Below are 17,604 nucleotides of genomic sequence, written 5' to 3' on the forward strand. Positions count from 1 at the left end.
CCTTTGTCTGGTGGCTCGCTCCCGACCGGGCTTGCACCTGGCCGGACGAACGCCGCCGTTCGCCGGGGTGGAATGCTGTCCGTCATCCTTGTCTTCGCCGCATCGCGCTTGATGGAGGCCGAAGCCTGCCCGCGCGCTGTACCGTGGAAAACGATGCCGTTCCGCATTCCGTTTCCGATCACGAAGGCCGCAGTTTCGCGCATCCGCATATCAGCCCGAAGGTGCCTGCCGGTTGGTTACGCTGCAAACTATCCGTGTTCGTATCGTTGCGCACTTAGTCCTGAAAATTCAGAGGTTTGGTCCCTGAACTTTGGGGTTCGTGCGCTCTCGACAATCAAAAGCTGCGCCTGTTGCTCGAGTCGCGCAAGCAAAAAGTGCGGGAGTTATCCACAACCCCCGCACCTTTCGGTGGATAGCTATTGTGCAGCGCCGAAGCGCAGCAATCAGCGGCCCTGCTGTGCCAGAAGACGCAGGCGTTTACTGGTTTCTCTGCGCCAGAAGGCGCAACCGGAGCGCGTTCAGCTTGATGAAGCCGGCCGCATCCTTCTGGTCATAGGCGCCTGCATCGTCCTCGAACGTCACGTGGCGTTCGGAGTAGAGGCTGTCGGGCGACTTGCGGCCGACGACCGAGGCATTGCCCTTGTAGAGCTTGAGCCGGACGGTGCCGTTGACGCGAACCTGGCTGTGGTCGATCGCTGCCTGCAGCATCTCGCGCTCAGGCGCGAACCAGAAGCCGTTGTAGATGAGCTCGGCATACTTCGGCATGAGCTCGTCCTTGAGATGCGCGGCACCACGATCGAGCGTGATGCTTTCGATCCCGCGATGGGCACGAGCGTAGATCTCGCCGCCCGGCGTTTCATACATGCCGCGGCTCTTCATGCCGACGAAGCGGTTCTCGACGAGGTCAAGACGGCCGATGCCATGCTTGCGGCCAAGGTCGTTGAGCGCAGTCAGCAGGGTCGCCGGCGACATGGCTTGACCATTGAGGGCAACGCCATCGCCCTTCTCGAAGTCGATGGTGATGTACTCGGGCGCGTCCGGCGCGTCCTCGGGATTGACCGTGCGGGAGTAGACGTAGTCCGGGGTCTCTTCCCACGGATCCTCCAAAACCTTGCCTTCGGAGGAGGTGTGGAGGAGGTTGGCGTCGGTCGAGAACGGGCTTTCCCCGCGCTTGTCCTTCGGCACCGGGATCTGGTGCGCTTCGGCCCAGGCGATCAGCGCGGTGCGGCTGGTGAGGTCCCATTCGCGCCACGGTGCGATGACCTTGATGCCGGGTTCAAGAGCATAGGCCGAGAGCTCGAAGCGGACCTGGTCATTGCCCTTGCCGGTCGCGCCGTGGGCGACGGCATCAGCGCCGGTTTCGCGCGCGATCTCGATCAGGCGCTTGGAAATCAGCGGGCGGGCGATCGAAGTGCCGAGAAGATAGTCGCCCTCGTAACGGGCATTGGCGCGCATCATCGGGAAGACGAAATCGCGCACGAATTCCTCGCGCAGGTCGTCGATGTAGATGTGATGGTCGGGCACGCCCATCAGCTTGGCCTTGGCGCGCGCAGGCTCCAGCTCCTCGCCCTGGCCGAGGTCGGCGGTGAAGGTCACCACTTCGCAGTTGTAGGTGACCTGCAGCCACTTGAGGATGACGGAGGTGTCGAGGCCACCGGAATAGGCGAGGACGACCTTCTTGATATCGGACATGAGCGCTACGACTCCCGTGAAATACGCGCCGCGCGCCTAACAGGGAGGGGGCGGGGGTGCAAGGTTTGCCGGGATGTGGCTGCCTGACGATCAGGGCGCAAAGGCGGGCAGGGGCCTGTCCTTGTAGTAGCTTGCCAGTTTCTGCAGGTTCTCGTGGTGCGCCTCGCGATAGGCCCACCACAGGCTGACAGTGCCTGCCTTCAGTTCGGCCGGGATGAATCGCTCGATGGGCTGGTTGGCAAAATCCTTGTCGTGCGCGTGTTCGGCCATGCTCCGAATGTAGTTGCGGGTCATGTCGATCAGGTCGGTGTGATAGCCGCCTTTGGCGATGATCGCCGGATCGCCATGGTTGGGCAGGATGCCCACCGGCGCCCATTCTTTCATCGCGCCGAGGTTGCGGTACTGTTCCGCAAGGCTTTCCGGTTCGGCAATGAAGGTCAGGGTATCTTCAAGCGTATCCCCCGCCAACAGGAGCCTGTCCTGCGGGAGCCACGCGACGAGGCCGTCGGCGGAGTGGATGTTCACCGGGCGCAGTTCAACCGTGTAACGCCCGACACTGACCATTGTCGGTTCAGTGATGCCAACTTCGGGCACCTTCAACGGCGATATGGCTGGCGGGCCTTGCAAGGTGCCATCCTCGATCTGCGCCTTGTGCCGGATCAGCTGTGCCCGGGCCTTCTCCGTCGCGATCACCGTGCTGTCCGCATAAAGCGCATTGCCGCCGACGTGATCGAGATGCCAGTGGCTGTTGACGACGATGAAGTGCTTCACGCCGCGCTTTTCAAGCCAGGCGCGCACCTGCTGCGCCTGCTCGATGCTCGGGTAGGTGTCGTAGACCAGCGCCTCGGCGCCATCGACCACGGCATAGGTAGCGACGCCGACAAAATTCGCGCCATGGTCCGCCCAGGTGGCCTTCGACAGATCGACGCCTTTCTCTTCCGGACGACCGTCATAGAAGGCGATGAGGTGATCGTTGATTGGCAGGACGCGGACTTCGCCCGCGTGAACAGTCGTCACCGTCTCGAGCAAGAGCCCGATTGCCGCAAGTGCTCTCCTGATCGCCATGTCGTCCCTCATGCCTGTTTCAGACAGGCTAGGAAGCCACCGGGCGATCAGGAATAGGCCGAACGACGCAGAGTGCGCCTTACATGTGCCGGTAGATCGCCCGTTCGTGGCTGAAGCACTTGAAGCCGAAATAGCCGTGATAGCTGCCCATGCCGCTGGTGTTGACGCCGCCGAACGGCAGGTTGTTCTCAAGGTAGTGCGAGAACACCCCGTTCACGGTGACGCCGCCTGAAGAGGTGCGGGCGAGGACCTTCTCGATGTTGTCCTCGTCCTTGCTGTAGACGTAGAGCGCCAGCGGCTTGTCGCGGGCCTCGATGTAGCCGATTGCCTGATCGAGGGTGTCGTAAGTCATCACTGGAATGACCGGCGCGAAGATCTCGTCCTGCAGGATCGTCATCTGCGGGGTGACGTCGGTCAGCATCGTTGGGTGGACGGTGAGGTCATCTGGTTCGAACGTGCCGCCAACGGCGACGGTTGCGCCCTTGGCAACGGCATCGTCGAACATTGCCTTCACCCGGTCGAAGTTCGCCTTGTTGACGACCTGGGCGATGCTGTCCTTCTTCAGCGCGCCGCTTTCGTCATAAAGGTTCCTGGCGACGTTGGCGCGGAAGCCTTCGACCAGCGCGGCCTTCTTGTCTTCCTTCACGAACACGTAGTCAGGGCTGATGCAGGCCTGTCCGCCGTTGAACTGCTTGGCAGCGGCAAGTTGTGCCGCAATCTGGTCGATATCGGCGCTGTCGTCGACGATCACCGGAGACTTGCCGCCAAGCTCCAGCGTCACGCTGGTAAGGTGCTTGGCCGCTGCCGCCATCACGATCTTGCCGACGCGAGGGCTCCCGGTGAAGAAGATGTGGTGGAAGGGCAGGTCCAGCAGCGCAGTTGCCACGGAAACATCGCCTTCGAACAGGGCGACGTCCTTCTCGTCGAAGGCCTCCTTGATGATCACCGCAGCGATCTTCGCGGTGGCAGGGCACAGGTCGGTAAGCTTGACGATGCAGGTGTTGCCCGCCGCAATCGCAGCGGCGACCGGCCCGAGCGCAAGACCGAGCGGGAAGTTCCACGGCCCGAGGATGAGGCAGACGCCCCGCGCTTCATAGGCGATCTGGGCGCGGTCTGCCGGGTTGAGCGAGGTCTGGACTTCCGTCGGCTTCATCCACTCATCGAGATTGTCGATGTTGCGCTGGATGTTGGCGGTGACGTTGAGCACTTCGGTAACGCGGATTTCACCCACCGGCTTGCGGGTGTCCTCCAGCACGGCTGCCACGATGTCGTCGGCATGGGCTTCGACCGCAGCCTTGAGGCGCGCGAGCTTTTCCTTGCGCACATCGGCGCTCGAGGCCTTGGCTTCCCACATATGCGCTTGCTGGAGCGCGAACACGCGCTGGATGTCGGCGGAAAGGTCGGCGGCGGTAGGAGCGGTCATCGAAAAGCACCCTGCTGAGATTTGTTCGTTAGCCTAGCTAACGAACCGCCCCGCGAATGGCAACGTCTCAGCGATGTTGACCGCCCCAGCCCACCGCGCATTTCACCTGATGGCTCAGGGCAGGGTTCGCCACGCCAGATCGGCAAACTCGCACAGCAGGGGGCGGGTGTCGCGCGGATCGATGATGTCCTCCACGCCGAAACGCTCGGCAGTGCGGAAGGGCGAACGTACCCGGTTCAACCGGTCACGGATGCTTTCAAGGTGAGCTGCCGGGTCCTCGGCCGCCTCGATCTCGGACTTGTAAGCAACTTCGATGCCGCCTTCGATCGGCAGACTCCCCCAGTCCCCCGATGGCCAGGCAAAACGGTACTGGAAGCTTTCGGCGTTGCTCATCGCGCTGCCGGCGATTCCGTAGGCGCGACGGACGATAACCGAACAGAGCGGCACGGTGGCCTTGTAGATGGCGTTCATCGCCTGGACGCCATAGCGGATCGTTCCGGTGCTTTCGGCGGTGTGGCCGATCATGAAGCCGGGGTTGTCGACAAGGTGGACGACTGGCAGACGGAATTGGTCCGCCAGCTTGATGAAGCGTTCGGCCTTCTCGCTGCTGCGCGCATCCCACGACCCGCCGAGATAGCTGGGGTCGCTGGCCAGCACCGCGATTGGCCAGCCGTCAAGCCGGGCAAAAGCGGTGATGACCGCGCGGCCCCAAAGGCGGCCCATCTCGAACAGTGAGCCCTTGTCGACTACCGCATCGAGCAGACGGCGCATCGAATAGACCTGCTTCGCCTCGCGCGGGACAAGATCGATCAGGAAATCCGCTCTTCGTTCGACGGGATCGTTCGAGGCAAGCCGAGGGGCGGGAGCACCGGCATTGCTCGGCAGGTAGGAGAGGAACCTGCGCGCACGGGCGAAGGCTTCGGCTTCGCTCGTGACTTCCTCATCAACCACACCGTTGCGGGTATGAATGGCACTGCCGCCGAGCTCTTCCTTGCTGCGATCCTCGCCGATGGCCGATACAACCGCTGGACCGGCGGCGAATAGCTGCGACAGGCCCTTGACCATGATCGAGTAATGGCTGGCAACAACGCGCGCCGCACCTAGGCCTGCAGTTGGGCCGAGCGAAAGCGCGACGACCGGAACGGAGTCGAGGTTCTTGACGACATGACCCCAGCCCGGCGTCGCCGGAACGTAAGTTGCGCCGATATCTTCCAGCGTCCGCACCGATCCACCGCCCCCGGTGCCGTCGATCATGCGGATCAGCGGGATCTTGAGCGTGTGCGCCATCTGCTCGCACTGGATGAACTTGCGCGCGATGGCGGCGTCCGCCGCCCCGCCGCGCACGGTGAAGTCATCTGCGGAGGCAACGACCGGGCGCCCTTCGATGTTCGCGCGGCCGAAGATCAGGTTGGACGGAGCAAGGTCAAGCAATTCGCCGTCCGATCCATAAGCGCCCTTGCCGGCGATCTTGCCGATCTCGCGGAACGATTTGGCATCGACAAGACCGGCGATGCGGGCACGGGCATCGAGCTTGCCACGGCCATGCTGGCGGGCGACCTTTTCGGCGCCGCCCATCTGCTCGGCCAGCGCCGCGCGGCGGCGCAATTCTTCGACCTCGGGTTCCCAGCTCAAGCGATGTCCTCTCTGTCTATAAGAGGCAGTTCACTCGATTTGCCCGGACAGCGCAATCGGCATTGCTTGACGCTTTCCGCGCCTACTCCGCCGCCTTGCGCTCCAGATGCCACTCCGGCGCCTCGTCCAGAGCTGACAGCCGCGCCCATTCCTGCTGCATGTAGTCGCGGGTCATGGGCAGGGCGCTGCGACGCTTCACGCTCTGGATGTGGAAGTTGACCATGCCGCCGTGGCGGAAGCTCTGCTCGGCTCCGGCAAGGTAGAACTGCCACATGCGGAACAGGCGCTCGTCATAAAGCGCGACGATCTCGTCACGGTGCATGGTGGCGCGGCGGTACCATTCGGCGAGCGTGTAGGCATAGTGGTAGCGCAGGACTTCGATGTCGCCCACTTCCCAGCCGGTCCTCTCCAGCGCCGAGACCAGTTCGCTCATCGCCGGGATGTAGCCGCCGGGGAAGATGTACTTGCGCGTCCACTTGTCGGTCGTGCCGGGCGCGCCCTTGCGGCCGATCGTGTGGGTCAGCATGATACCATCGGGATCGAGCAGCTCGTTGGTCTTCGCGAAGTATTCGCCAAAGTTGGGTGCGCCGACGTGCTCGATCATGCCGACGCTGGTGATGCGGTCGAACTGGCCTTGCACATCGCGATAGTCGATCAGCTGGAACTTGACCTTGTCGGCGACGCCAGCTTCTTCGGCGCGCTCCTGCGCGAATTTCACCTGATCGGGCGCAAGGCTTACGCCAAGCACTTCGCAGCCGAAGTGGCGGTTGAGATAGAGCGCAAGACCGCCCCAGCCGCAGCCGATGTCCAGCACGCGCATCCCTGAACTCTGCCCCGGCACCAGCCGGAGCTTGGAGGCGATCAGCGCCTTCTTGTCGACCTGAGCGCGCTCCAGTGTGTTTTGAGGATCGCGGAAGTAGGCCATGGTGTATTGCCGGTCCTCGTCGAGGAACAGCTCGTAAAACTGGCGGGTCAGGTCGTAGTGGTGAACGACGTTCTTCGAGGCCTGCGCCCGCTGGTTGATCTGGTCGATGCGCGAGACGACCCTGGACAGCGCCTTGCGGACCGGACCCTTGCGGTCGATGCCGCCGGCGCTGCTGGCATTGCCCATGACGAACAGGACGAAATCACGCACGTCATGCGGCGGTTCGATGACCATGCGTCCGTCCATGTACGCTTCGCCCGCGCCGACTCGCGGGTCCTTGGCAACGTGCATGGCCGCGCCCTTGTCCGTGAATCGGATCTTCAGGGGCGGAGCGGTTGGCTCACCGTAGGCGTACTCCTTGCCATCATGATCGATTACGACAAGCTTACCCTTGCGGATCAGCCTCTTGAGCATCTGGTCTAGCAGCCACATGCCCACAGGTTATGCGAAGCCGATCCTGTCGCAAGGGTTTATTGACGAAGATTGCATGTAACATTGTCACTTTAAAATCCGTTCATGTCGTGCGATGGTCAATGCGATTGCAATTGTAACTTTCAGGACCGGGTGCCATGGCCAAATTCCGTCTTGCCGCTTCCGCCGCGCTGCTGTCGTTGTCATTCCATTCTGCGCAGGCTCTGGCTGACGAGGGCATGTGGACTTTCGATGCATTCCCGACGGCCAGGATGCAGAAGGACTACGGGTGGGCACCCGATGCGAAGTGGCTGGCCCGCGTGCAGGCAGCAGCAGTGCGCCTGACCGGCGGCTGTTCGGCCAGCTTCGTCTCGTCCGAAGGGCTGATCCTTACGAACCACCATTGCGTCGTCGAATGCGCGCAGGACAACTCGACCGACCAGCGTGATCTTCTGAAGGACGGCTTCGTGCCCGCCCGGCGCGAAGACGAACTCAAGTGCCCCGGCCAGCAGGCCGAGGTGGTGACCGCAATTTCCGACGTGACCGCACGGGTCAAGGCGGCGATCGGCAATTCCACCGGCGAAGCGCTGGTCAAGGCGCGCGATGCCGAAGTTGCACGGATCGAGAAAGACGGGTGCAAGGACGGCAAGACCACGCGATGCGAGGTTGTAACGCTGTTCGGCGGCGGCCAGTACAAGCTCTATACCTATCGAAAGTATTCCGACGTGCGCCTGGCCTGGGCGCCACAGTTTCAGGCGGCGTTCTTCGGGGGCGATCCGGACAACTTCAACTACCCGCGCTATGCGCTCGATGCCGCGTTCCTGCGGGCCTACGAGAATGGCAAACCGGTTCCAACTCCTGCCCATCTCTCATGGAACTCTCGCGGGCCGAAGGTAGGCGAAGCGACGTTCGTGGTTGGCAATCCGGGGGCAACGCAGAGGCTTTTCACCACTGACCAGATCGCCTTCCAGCGCGAAGTCGGACTTCCGTTGACAACGACCGTCCTGTCCGAACTGCGCGGGCGCCTTATTGCGGCAATGGACAAGAGCCCGCAGCAGAAGCGCGAGGGCGCTGACGAACTGTTCGGGATCGAGAACAGCCTCAAGGTCTATATCGGGCGGCAGAAGGCGTTGAACGATCCGGCATTCCTCAAGATGCTTGGCGATGCCGAGGCGGACCTGAAGGCGAAGACCAAGGGCAAACCGGGGATCGGCGATCCATGGGCGGATACGGCAAAGGCAGTCCAATCCTATCGCGACATCTATGTGCCGTGGCGCTTCATCGTGCCGCACTCCGCATTGATGGATCAGGCCATGAAGCTGGTGCAAGGCGCGGCAGAGCGGGAGAAGCCCAATGCCGAGCGCCTGCCGGAATTCCGCGATTCCAGCCTCGAACTCACGGCCAAGACGCTGCTCGACGATGCACCGGTGTATCCGTGGATGGAGCAGCTGGAACTGGCATGGAGCCTGTCGAAGGCGCGCGAGTATCTTGGTGCCGACGATGCTGACACCCGGCTGTTGCTGGGTAAGGAGTCGCCGGAGGCTTTGGCCGAGCGACTGGTTGGCGGGACGACGCTGGCCGATCCGGCGGTTCGCAAGGCGCTGTGGGAAGGCGGCCGCAAGGCTATCGAGGCGTCATCCGACCCGATGATCGTCTATGCCCGCAAGATCGACGCCCGAGAGCGGGAACTGAAGAAGCTGGTGGACGAACGCTATGCCGGACCTCTGGCCGAAGCAGGAGCCCGGCTCGCCGATGCGCGGTTCATGGCCTATGGCAACAGTGTCTATCCCGACGCCACGTTCACGCTGCGCATCAGCTATGGGAAGGTCGAGGGCTGGAAGGAGCGCGGGCAGGACGTTGCGCCGGTCACCACCATCGGAGGTGCCTTCGACCGGGCGACCGGTGCCGAACCGTTCGATCTGGCCAGTGCATTTGCGGCGAACGAGGCGAAGATCGACAAGTCCTTGCCGTTCGATTTCGTCACGACCAACGACATCATCGGTGGCAATTCGGGATCGCCGGTAATCGACCGCGACGGCAGCGTGATCGGCGCGGCGTTCGACGGTAATATCCATTCGATCGGTGGCAACTACGGCTATCAAGGTGAAGTCAACCGAACCGTCGTCGTCAGCACCGCAGCGATCCAGCATGCGTTGGACGTGATCTACCCTGCGCCCGCGCTGGTCAAGGAACTGGCGCGCAAATAGCAAAAGGGCGGCCCTTGCGAGCCGCCCTGATGCTTGAAGCTGAATTCGCTTAACGGCAGCGACCACCACTCCGTTCGATCTCGCGCCCGAGCAGTGCGCCGCCCGCTGCGCCGAGGATCGTACCCAGAGCGCGATCGCCTCGCGTATCAATGGTGCGGCCCAGCAGCGCGCCGCCTGCAGCGCCGATGATCAGCCCAGTCGTGCCGTTGTTGCGACGGCAGTAGTAGCGTCCGTCACGACCGCGCCACACGGTATCGCGGCTGCTGATGCGACGCGGCTCAAGGTAGCGGCCACGGCTGTCATAGATGCGGTCATGCTTTGCCCGGTGACCGTGGGCGGGAGCCCAGTGCGGGGGATCTGCCAGCGCCGGTGCGGCGGGAAGAGCGATGGCTGCCAGGGTTGCGGCCAGAATGGTCTTTCTCATGGGATGCTCCCGTAGTCGAAACGATGCTTGCAGTTCGGTTGATCCGATTTGCTGCGACAACGGCGATCCTTGCGACACGATCCACAACGTCGGATGAACAGGCACGGCATCACCGCGGCAAGCGACGATCCGCCTCTTGCCTGCGATAAGCGGACGCCCAAGGACAGGCATTTTCGCGGTGCCGGACCGACCGGCACCATTCAGGCCCACATGATCAATAGTTCCACTGCACCTGCGCGCGGATGACATCGCCCTTGGCCTGCCCGGTCCGTCTCTCGTCTGCTTCGGTACGCGAGACGTTGGCATAGTTGAGCGTGACTTCCAGTTCCTTCAACGGGAGCCACTCGACGCCCACCTCGTACTCGTCCGTTTCGAGCCGTGGCGCGTTGATCGCGCTCTTCCAGCCGCCGCGATACTTCTGCCAACGCGCAAACGGAATGAGCTGGCCGATCGGGGTTTCCGGCATGCGGTACATGGCCATGACATAGCCGCCGGACGCCCGCTGCGAACGGATGGCGCCAAGCGTGCGGTCCCATTGCGGTGCCGTCCCGAAGGTCCATTCGGCCTGGATGCCAAAGGGCTTGGGATAGATCATGCCGTGAAAGTTCACGTGGTTGTCGTCATAGGAGATCGTCGAGACGCCGCCCGTGCGGACTTCGGGTCGGAACTGGTTGCGCATTGCGGTTACGCCGAATTCCGCGACCTGGCCGTCGAGGCCGATGCCGTCGAGCCGGAACGGCACCGTCGCCATGGCGACCGTCATCAGACCGCCGTTGCGTTCAACCTTGTTGATGCCCTGGCCGTTGTACGCGGCAATGGCGAAGGCGCCGTAATTGCCAAACAGCTTCTGGCCATCCTGGGTAAGCTCGTCCCAGATCTTCTGGATCTTCGGCGGGGTGTAATAGATGACGGCGCCAAGATCGCGTTCACCGGGAACGGGCGCGTTGATCGCATCGGTACGATCCAGCGGCACACGGTTCGAGGAGCTCTGGAGGTTCTCCCAGCCATAGGGCACCTTCGACTGGCCAAGACGCACCTTCAATGTCTTGGCCTTGTCGAGGAACACGTCTGCATAGGCATCGCGCATCTGGAAGAAATGCTGGCGCGATTCATTTGCCGACTGGTTGCTGACCGCAGCCGCCATATCGCCTTGCATGTAGAGCGAGACGCGGTCGGAGATTTCACCCTGCACGACAAGGCGAGCACGGCGCAGCGTGAAGTTCCCGTTCTCGCTGATCCCGCTGTCCTGCACCGAGCGCAGCCTTGATACTCCTGCAGGCGCGTTCTTCGGCCCGCTGACGATCTCGTTGAGGCGCATCTGGGTGTAGCCCCGGATCATCAGCTTCTCGTGCCAGGCCTTCTTCTTTTTCTCGACCGGTGCGGCGCTGGCCAAGGCAACGGGCGTGGCCGTCGGCGCCGTGGCAGCAGGATTGGTCGGTACGGGCGCTGCCGGGGCAAGAGGCGTGGTGGTGGCCGGCGCGGCCGCGATCTGCGGAGCCGCCTGGGCCGCCTGCATCGCCTTGACAATGGCCTTCAGTTCATCGACCTGGCGCTGAAGATCGGCGATCTTTGCGTCCTGATCTTCCGCCGCTGCCGCGATCTGCGGCGCAGACAGGAAGACGGTTGCTGCCAACGCCGCCTTGAACGCCTTGCTTGCCGACACTTTGCTTCTCCGTTCGCTGTGTTGCCGGAGCCGCTAGGCGCTGAAAATGACGAGTTTGTGACAGCCAGTTGACGCGATGGCAGATTCCGTTTCGTATAATTCGATTTATCCATATGAATTTCAATGGAAAAATAATATTTCGGCTTTGTGTCCGATGTCGAGAAACTGACGCACATCTGAAAAGAATCGCGTCTCGGGGCTTTCACCGATGCAGACTCGGGCCATCGTGACTCGCTGGATCACACCTGCTAACGGCGCTCCGGTGCGCACCGCACCGCTTTCATTCAAAGACCGACATGACCGACCTTTCGCTGATCCGCAATTTCTCCATCATCGCCCATATCGACCACGGCAAGTCGACGCTGGCGGATCGTCTGATCCAGTACACCGGGGGCCTTTCCGAGCGTGAGATGTCTGAGCAGGTGCTCGACAACATGGATATCGAGAAGGAGCGCGGCATCACGATCAAGGCGCAGACCGTGCGCCTTGATTACAAGGCCAAGGACGGAAAGACCTATCAGCTCAACCTGATGGACACGCCGGGCCACGTCGACTTTGCCTATGAAGTCAGCCGCAGCCTTGCCGCCTGTGAAGGCGCGCTGCTGGTCGTGGACGCGGCGCAGGGCGTGGAAGCGCAGACGCTGGCCAACGTCTATCAGTCGATCGAGCACGATCACGAGATCGTGCCGGTGATCAACAAGATCGACTTGCCCGCCGCCGAGCCCGAAAAGGTCAAGGCCGAGATCGAGGACGTGATCGGCCTCGACGCCAGCAACGCCGTGATGACCAGCGCCAAGTCGGGCATCGGCATCGAGGAAGTGCTGGACTCCGTGGTCGAGCGCATTCCCCCGCCGAAGGGCGATCGCAGCGCACCGCTCAAGGCCATGCTGGTGGACTCGTGGTACGACCCGTACCTCGGCGTCGTCATCCTCGTTCGCGTGATCGATGGCGTGATCAGGAAGGGCCTGCAGGTCAAGTTCATGGCCGGGGGGACCGAACACCTGATCGACCGCGTCGGCTGCATGCGGCCAAAGATCGAGACGCTCGACGAACTGGGTCCGGGCGAAATCGGTTTCATCACCGCGCAGATCAAGGAAGTGGCGCAGGCCCGCGTGGGTGACACGATCACCACGGTAAAGCAGGGCGCCAAGGAAGCACTGCCGGGCTTCAAGGAAGTGCAGCCGGTCGTGTTCTGCGGCATCTTCCCGGTCGATGCTGCAGAGTTCGAAAAGCTGCGCGAAAGCATCGCCAAGCTGCGCTTGAACGACGCATCGTTCAGCTTCGAGATGGAATCGAGCGCAGCATTGGGCTTCGGTTTCCGTTGCGGCTTCCTGGGATTGCTGCACCTCGAGATCATTCAGGAGCGTCTCAGCCGCGAGTACGATCTTGACCTGATTACCACTGCACCTTCAGTGGTTTACCGCATCCAGCTGCGCGCCAGCCGCAACGATGATGCGCGCGAGATCCTGCTGCACAATCCGGCCGACTATCCCGATCCAAGCCGCATCGAACAGATCGACGAACCGTGGATCAAGGGCACCATCTACACGCCGGACGAGTACCTCGGCTCGGTGCTCAAGCTGTGCCAGGACCGGCGCGGCGTGCAGACCGGGCTGACTTATGTCGGCGGGCGTGCGCAGGTGACCTACGAACTGCCGTTGAACGAAGTCGTGTTCGATTTCTACGACCGCCTCAAGTCGATCAGCCGTGGCTATGCCTCGTTCGACTACGAGCAGATCGGCTTGCGCGAGGGCGATCTTGTCAAGATGAGCATTCTCGTCAACAACGAGCCAGTCGATGCGCTGTCGATGATTGTCCACCGCAGCGCGGCCGAGGCGCGCGGACGCCACATGTGCGAGCGCCTCAAGGACCTGATCCCGCGCCACCTGTTCAAGATCCCGGTGCAGGCAGCCATCGGCGGCAAGGTTGTTGCCCGCGAGACGATCGCGGCGATGCGCAAGGACGTTACCGCCAAGTGCTATGGCGGCGACATCACCCGCAAGAAGAAGCTTCTGGAAAAGCAGAAGAAGGGCAAGGCCCGCATGCGCGAGTACGGCAACGTCTCGATCCCGCAGGAAGCCTTTATCGCCGCCCTGCGGATGGGCGAGGAATAAACCGCCTTACTGCGGTTGCGACTGCATTGGCGTTGTGCCGTCAGCCGAGGAGCGGTCCTCGGCTGGTGAGTTCACAGGCGTGTCCGCGCCGGTGCCTGACGGAGTCCCCGTCGGGTTTCCGTCATAGGCGCCGCCCATGCCCTGGTTCTCAGGAATATCCTTGGCGTCCATGGGCTGTGTCGGCGTATCCGCCGCGTCGCACGCACCGAGCATCAGTGCAAAGGGCAGGGCCAGCGCCCCGATCAGGCGGAAGGTGGCAGGCTTGGGCATCAGGGACATGTGAAAACTCCGGCTCGAACATCATGTCCAAGCCGGAGCAGGCGATTCCGTTCCACGAGGTTGATCAGCGAGGCTGCGCAGGGCCCTTGCGATGCGGCTTGCCTTGCGGACGCTGGCCGGCCGGGTGAGGGCGGCGCGGGCCGCGATGGTCGTCGCCGCGACGGTCGTCGTTGCGCTGGAACTTGCGCGGGCCGTCATTGGCGCCGCGGCGATTGTCGCGCGCCATTTCGCGCGGACCATCTGGCGCGGCTTCGATGTGGATGCCGTTCTCGTCCTCGCCCTTGGGATCGGCGGTGCGGCGCACGGCATCGGCGAAGCGGTCGGCAATGGCGCGAGGGACCTGGAACCAGGTATCGTTCGGCGCGATGCGGATCGCGCCGATCTCCTGGCGCGAGACGTGACCGCGACGGCACAGCGTCGGCAGGATCCAGCGCGGATCAGCGTTCTGGCGACGGCCCACGTCCATGCGGAACCACACCACATCGTCAAAGCCGGGGCGGTGCGCGGCCTGCTTGCGACCTTCGTCGGTGCCGGAGAGCAGCTCTTCGGGCTGGGGCAGGGCGGCGCGATGGGCGCGGACCAGAGCGGCGGCCAGTTCCTCGGCGCTGCGCTGTTCGAGCAGGGTGCGGGCGATTTCGAGATCGGCCTCGTCCGGCTCCACCGGTGCGAGGATCGTCTCGAGCAGGCGTTCGCGGTCCTGCGCGCGGATCGCTTCCGGCGTCGGCACTTCGGCCCACTCGGCGTTGATCTTGGCCCCGCGCAGCATCATCTCGACGCGGCGGCGGCGCGGGAACGGCACGATGAGCACGGCCGTGCCCTTCTTGCCGGCGCGACCGGTCCGGCCCGAACGATGCTGCAGCGTTTCGGCATCGCGCGGAATCTCGACGTGAATGACGAGGCTCAGCGAAGGCAGGTCGATGCCGCGCGCGGCCACGTCGGTGGCAACGCAAACGCGAGCGCGGCGGTCGCGAAGGGCCTGCAGCGCGTTGTTGCGCTCGGACTGGCTGTGCTCGCCCGAAAGCGCGACGGCGGTGAAGCCGCGTTCCACCAGCGTGGCATGGAGGCGGCGGACGTTGTCGCGCGTGGCGCAGAACAGCATCGCGGTTTCGGCCTCGTGGAAGCGCAGCAGATTGACCACGGCGGCTTCGATCTCGGCAGGAGCAACGGCGACGGCGCGGTAGGCGATATCGCCATGGCCACGATTTTCGCCAACGGTGGAGATGCGCAGCGAGTTCTTCTGGTAGCGCTTTGCCAATGCCTCGATCGGCTTTGGCATCGTCGCCGAGAACAGCAGCGTGCGGCGGTTTTCCGGCGTTGCGTCGAGCAGTTCCTCGAGGTCTTCGCGGAAGCCCATGTCGAGCATCTCGTCGGCTTCGTCGAGCACGACGCAGGCGAGCGCGGAGAGGTCCAGCGCGCCGCGTTCGAGGTGGTCACGCAGGCGGCCCGGCGTGCCGACGACGATATGCGCTCCGCCCTGCAGCGTGCGGCGTTCGCGAGAAGGGTCCATGCCGCCGACGCAGGTGGCGATGCGCGCGCGGGTCGGCGCATAGAGCCACTGCAGTTCGCGGCTGACCTGCAGCGCGAGTTCGCGGGTTGGCGCCACGACCAGGGCCAGCGGCGCGGTGGCGAAGGGGAGGGCGCTTTCGTCGCCGATCAGTTCCGGCGCCATGGCAAGGCCGAAAGCCACGGTCTTGCCCGAGCCCGTCTGCGCCGACACGACAAGGTCGCGCCCCGAAGCTTCGGGTTCGGTAACGGCAGCCTGGACGGGCGTAAGCGCCGTATAGCCATGCGCTTCGAGTGCCTGCGCGAGCGGGCTGGGGAGGTGTGCAAAAGTCATCGTCAAAATCGCCATTCCTGCCGCCGAAGCGACATTCGCATATGTGTTGGGCCAATATCGGCTGGGTGGCCGGGGTACTTCCCCGGCACGAATCGCCTCAGCCCGTTCCCACACAGTGCACGGCGATACCTGTGCGGCGGCCCCTACACGTGTTTTACGCGTTTGGCTTGCATTTCTTTTCAAGGCACCACTTGATTAGGCAGGCTAACATATGTGAAGGTCGGCCGGATCAGAAACAAGGCCTTGGGAGAGGCAGATGAACGTCACTGCGCAGCTTGAGCCGATCGAGGAATCTGTCCGCCGCGCTCCCGCGCTGATCCGGTATCTGGGCGAGGGGGACTACGTCACGCGGCGTTATGTCTCGCAGGGCGCCGAGATGAACACCGGCGACTATTTCGATTACGCTTGCGAAGTGCGCGACGGGATGACCATCCGCGATCACTTCACGCTCGACACGCATGGCTTCGTGCTCGGCAAGCATCGCTCTGCCATTGCCGATTTCCACGATAAGCCCGCGGTCGACGCCGCCTATCTGGCTGAAGTCGAGGACCTGGTGACGCGCCTTTCCGGGGCAAACCGAACCGCTGCTCAAGGGTGGATGATCCGGACGTCGGCTGATCTGTCGGCCAGGGCGAAACAGAAGGTCGAGGGTTATCAGCACTCCGGCGGAATCCAGCCACCGGCAGGCGAAGCGCACGTCGATTATAACGAGATTACCGGGCAACGCGCCGCCGCGCGGGTCTATGCCGATCGGTTTGCCGATGGTCCGGGGTACAAGCGCTATATCTGCTTTTCGCTGTGGCGGACGTTTTCGCCCGGGCCGCAGGACTGGCCGCTGGCAGTATGCGACGGACGCACGGTGAGTGATGAGGAAACCGCCTCGAACACCCTGTTCGTGGTCGATGAATTCCCTACCGGCGACGCCCTGACCGCTCCTATCGAAGGGGAGGACCAGATGATCGCCGCGACGATCTTCCGCCATCGCGAGCGCCACCGCTGGTGGTACTTCTCGAACATGCAGGCAGACGACGTGCTGCTGTTCAAATTTCAGGACAGCGATCACTCGGTCACCTGGCGCTGCCCGCACACCGCGTTTCACGATACCAGCCTGCCCGATGCGAAGATCCGGGAAAGCATCGAAGTGCGCTGTATCGCGTACTTCGAATAGCCCGCCAGACCTTCAGGGACGGTTGACGCCCGCGCGAAATGGCGACAGGCAGGCGCGCATGATCGATCCCCGCCATTTCCGTAACGTCCTCGGTACCTGGCCGACAGGTGTCTGCGTCATCACTTCGGTCGAGCCGGATGGAACGCGGCACGGTCTGGTCGTGGGCTCGTTCAGTTCGATCTCGCTAGATCCGCCGCTTGTGGGATTTTTCCCGGACAAGCGATCGAGCACATGGCCCAAGATCGCGGAGACGGGCCGGTTTTGCGTGAATGTGCTGGGCGCTGACCAGTTGGAGCTGTGCAAGCGCTTTGCAGCGAAGGCTGAGGACAAGTTTGCCGAGCTTGCGCACGATCACACGCCGTCCGGCATGCCGCTTCTCGAGGACGCGATTGCCTGGATCGACTGCACGGTCGAGCGGGTCGAGGACATCGGCGATCACTTTCTGGTGGTTGGCGCAGTCGAGGCGCTGGACCGTCGCGAAGACGGCACACCGCTGCTGTTCTTCCGGGGCCAGTATCACGACGTGACGCAGCTTCCCGCGCTCTGAATTCTGCAGCAATCCTAAAAATTGTTGGTGTTTTTGACTTCCGTCAACGCGGGCTCGGGCGCGCGCGGATAGTCATGACTTCGACGAAGCGGGGTGGATGCACCCCACCGGCCTCCGCCCCGCTTCGGCGATTTCTCCCCAACTCGGGCGGCCCGGCAGAAACGGACCGCCCAATTTTTTCGTGCTTCGGAGAGCCCGAAGACCGATCCTTTTCACC

General features: G+C 63.1%; 13 protein-coding genes. 4 read left to right on the forward strand and 9 right to left on the reverse strand.

All coding sequences use genetic code 11. From position 1 onward, the window contains the following. Positions 1–477: 477 nt before the first annotated feature. The 5 genes from AC1Q5P_RS11790 to AC1Q5P_RS11810 form a co-directional block, all read right to left on the reverse strand. The gene (locus AC1Q5P_RS11790) at positions 478–1,692 is read right to left on the reverse strand and encodes an argininosuccinate synthase (RefSeq protein ID WP_492519033.1); all 1,215 of its coding nucleotides are present in this window, start codon (positions 1,690–1,692) and stop codon (positions 478–480) included. Positions 1,693–1,782: 90 nt separating this feature from the next. Continuing rightward, complete coding sequence (locus tag AC1Q5P_RS11795; RefSeq protein WP_492519034.1) at positions 1,783–2,757, reverse strand: MBL fold metallo-hydrolase; 975 nt, start codon at positions 2,755–2,757, stop codon at positions 1,783–1,785. 79 nt (positions 2,758–2,836) lie between these two features. Next, positions 2,837–4,180 (reverse strand): aldehyde dehydrogenase family protein, encoded by a 1,344-nt coding sequence (locus AC1Q5P_RS11800; RefSeq protein WP_492519035.1) that lies wholly within the window; start codon positions 4,178–4,180, stop codon positions 2,837–2,839. A 114-nt stretch (positions 4,181–4,294) separates the two neighbouring features. Next, complete coding sequence (locus AC1Q5P_RS11805) at positions 4,295–5,812, reverse strand: acyl-CoA carboxylase subunit beta (RefSeq protein WP_492519036.1); 1,518 nt, start codon at positions 5,810–5,812, stop codon at positions 4,295–4,297. An 82-nt stretch (positions 5,813–5,894) separates the two neighbouring features. Beyond that, positions 5,895–7,169, reverse strand: a complete 1,275-nt coding sequence (locus AC1Q5P_RS11810; RefSeq protein ID WP_062343616.1) for an SAM-dependent methyltransferase — start codon at positions 7,167–7,169, stop codon at positions 5,895–5,897. Between the two features lie 137 nt (positions 7,170–7,306). Between AC1Q5P_RS11810 and AC1Q5P_RS11815 the strand changes: the two genes are divergently transcribed. After that, the gene (locus AC1Q5P_RS11815) at positions 7,307–9,355 is read left to right on the forward strand and encodes a S46 family peptidase (RefSeq protein ID WP_492519037.1); all 2,049 of its coding nucleotides are present in this window, start codon (positions 7,307–7,309) and stop codon (positions 9,353–9,355) included. 49 nt (positions 9,356–9,404) lie between these two features. On the opposite strand, the gene AC1Q5P_RS11820 is transcribed toward AC1Q5P_RS11815, so the two are convergent. Beyond that, positions 9,405–9,779 carry a glycine zipper 2TM domain-containing protein gene (locus AC1Q5P_RS11820; RefSeq protein WP_039335167.1) on the reverse strand — a complete coding sequence of 125 codons (375 nt, stop codon included), beginning with the start codon at positions 9,777–9,779 and terminating at the stop codon, positions 9,405–9,407. Positions 9,780–9,993: 214 nt separating this feature from the next. Then, positions 9,994–11,442, reverse strand: a complete 1,449-nt coding sequence (locus tag AC1Q5P_RS11825; RefSeq protein WP_492519038.1) for a porin — start codon at positions 11,440–11,442, stop codon at positions 9,994–9,996. Positions 11,443–11,738: 296 nt separating this feature from the next. Here AC1Q5P_RS11825 and lepA point away from each other — a divergent pair, with 296 nt between their 5' ends. Beyond that, positions 11,739–13,556 (forward strand): translation elongation factor 4, encoded by a 1,818-nt coding sequence (gene lepA / locus AC1Q5P_RS11830; RefSeq protein ID WP_039335165.1) that lies wholly within the window; start codon positions 11,739–11,741, stop codon positions 13,554–13,556. Positions 13,557–13,562: 6 nt separating this feature from the next. On the opposite strand, the gene AC1Q5P_RS11835 is transcribed toward lepA, so the two are convergent. Continuing rightward, positions 13,563–13,835 (reverse strand): hypothetical protein, encoded by a 273-nt coding sequence (locus tag AC1Q5P_RS11835; protein ID WP_492519039.1) that lies wholly within the window; start codon positions 13,833–13,835, stop codon positions 13,563–13,565. A gap of 64 nt (positions 13,836–13,899) precedes the next feature. Beyond that, positions 13,900–15,672, reverse strand: coding sequence for a DEAD/DEAH box helicase (locus tag AC1Q5P_RS11840; protein WP_492519040.1), 1,773 nt, complete (start codon positions 15,670–15,672; stop codon positions 13,900–13,902). Between the two features lie 256 nt (positions 15,673–15,928). Here AC1Q5P_RS11840 and AC1Q5P_RS11845 point away from each other — a divergent pair, with 256 nt between their 5' ends. Both AC1Q5P_RS11845 and AC1Q5P_RS11850 read left to right on the forward strand, forming a co-directional pair. Then, entirely contained in the window at positions 15,929–16,840 is a 912-nt protein-coding gene (locus AC1Q5P_RS11845; RefSeq protein WP_492519041.1) for a CmcJ/NvfI family oxidoreductase, read from the forward strand. Between the two features lie 58 nt (positions 16,841–16,898). After that, positions 16,899–17,387: a flavin reductase family protein gene (locus AC1Q5P_RS11850; RefSeq protein ID WP_039335159.1), complete on the forward strand. Its 489-nt coding sequence runs from the start codon at positions 16,899–16,901 to the stop codon at positions 17,385–17,387. The last annotated feature ends 217 nt before the right edge of the window (positions 17,388–17,604 follow it).

The sequence above is a fragment of the Novosphingobium sp. GW835-FHT14H07 genome, assembly GCF_058793515.1.

What these genes read in the sequence shown, in the direction of transcription:
- AC1Q5P_RS11795 (WP_492519034.1), bottom strand. Translation starts at nt 2,757, where the DNA reads ATGGCGATCAGGAGAGCACTTGCGGCAATCGGGCTCTTGCTCGAGACG.
- AC1Q5P_RS11840 (WP_492519040.1), bottom strand. Translation starts at nt 15,672, where the DNA reads ATGACTTTTGCACACCTCCCCAGCCCGCTCGCGCAGGCACTCGAAGCG.
- AC1Q5P_RS11835 (WP_492519039.1), bottom strand. Translation starts at nt 13,835, where the DNA reads ATGTCCCTGATGCCCAAGCCTGCCACCTTCCGCCTGATCGGGGCGCTG.
- AC1Q5P_RS11810 (WP_062343616.1), bottom strand. Translation starts at nt 7,169, where the DNA reads ATGTGGCTGCTAGACCAGATGCTCAAGAGGCTGATCCGCAAGGGTAAG.
- AC1Q5P_RS11820 (WP_039335167.1), bottom strand. Translation starts at nt 9,779, where the DNA reads ATGAGAAAGACCATTCTGGCCGCAACCCTGGCAGCCATCGCTCTTCCC.
- lepA (WP_039335165.1), top strand. Translation starts at nt 11,739, where the DNA reads ATGACCGACCTTTCGCTGATCCGCAATTTCTCCATCATCGCCCATATC.
- AC1Q5P_RS11845 (WP_492519041.1), top strand. Translation starts at nt 15,929, where the DNA reads ATGAACGTCACTGCGCAGCTTGAGCCGATCGAGGAATCTGTCCGCCGC.
- AC1Q5P_RS11800 (WP_492519035.1), bottom strand. Translation starts at nt 4,180, where the DNA reads ATGACCGCTCCTACCGCCGCCGACCTTTCCGCCGACATCCAGCGCGTG.
- AC1Q5P_RS11790 (WP_492519033.1), bottom strand. Translation starts at nt 1,692, where the DNA reads ATGTCCGATATCAAGAAGGTCGTCCTCGCCTATTCCGGTGGCCTCGAC.
- AC1Q5P_RS11815 (WP_492519037.1), top strand. Translation starts at nt 7,307, where the DNA reads ATGGCCAAATTCCGTCTTGCCGCTTCCGCCGCGCTGCTGTCGTTGTCA.
- AC1Q5P_RS11850 (WP_039335159.1), top strand. Translation starts at nt 16,899, where the DNA reads ATGATCGATCCCCGCCATTTCCGTAACGTCCTCGGTACCTGGCCGACA.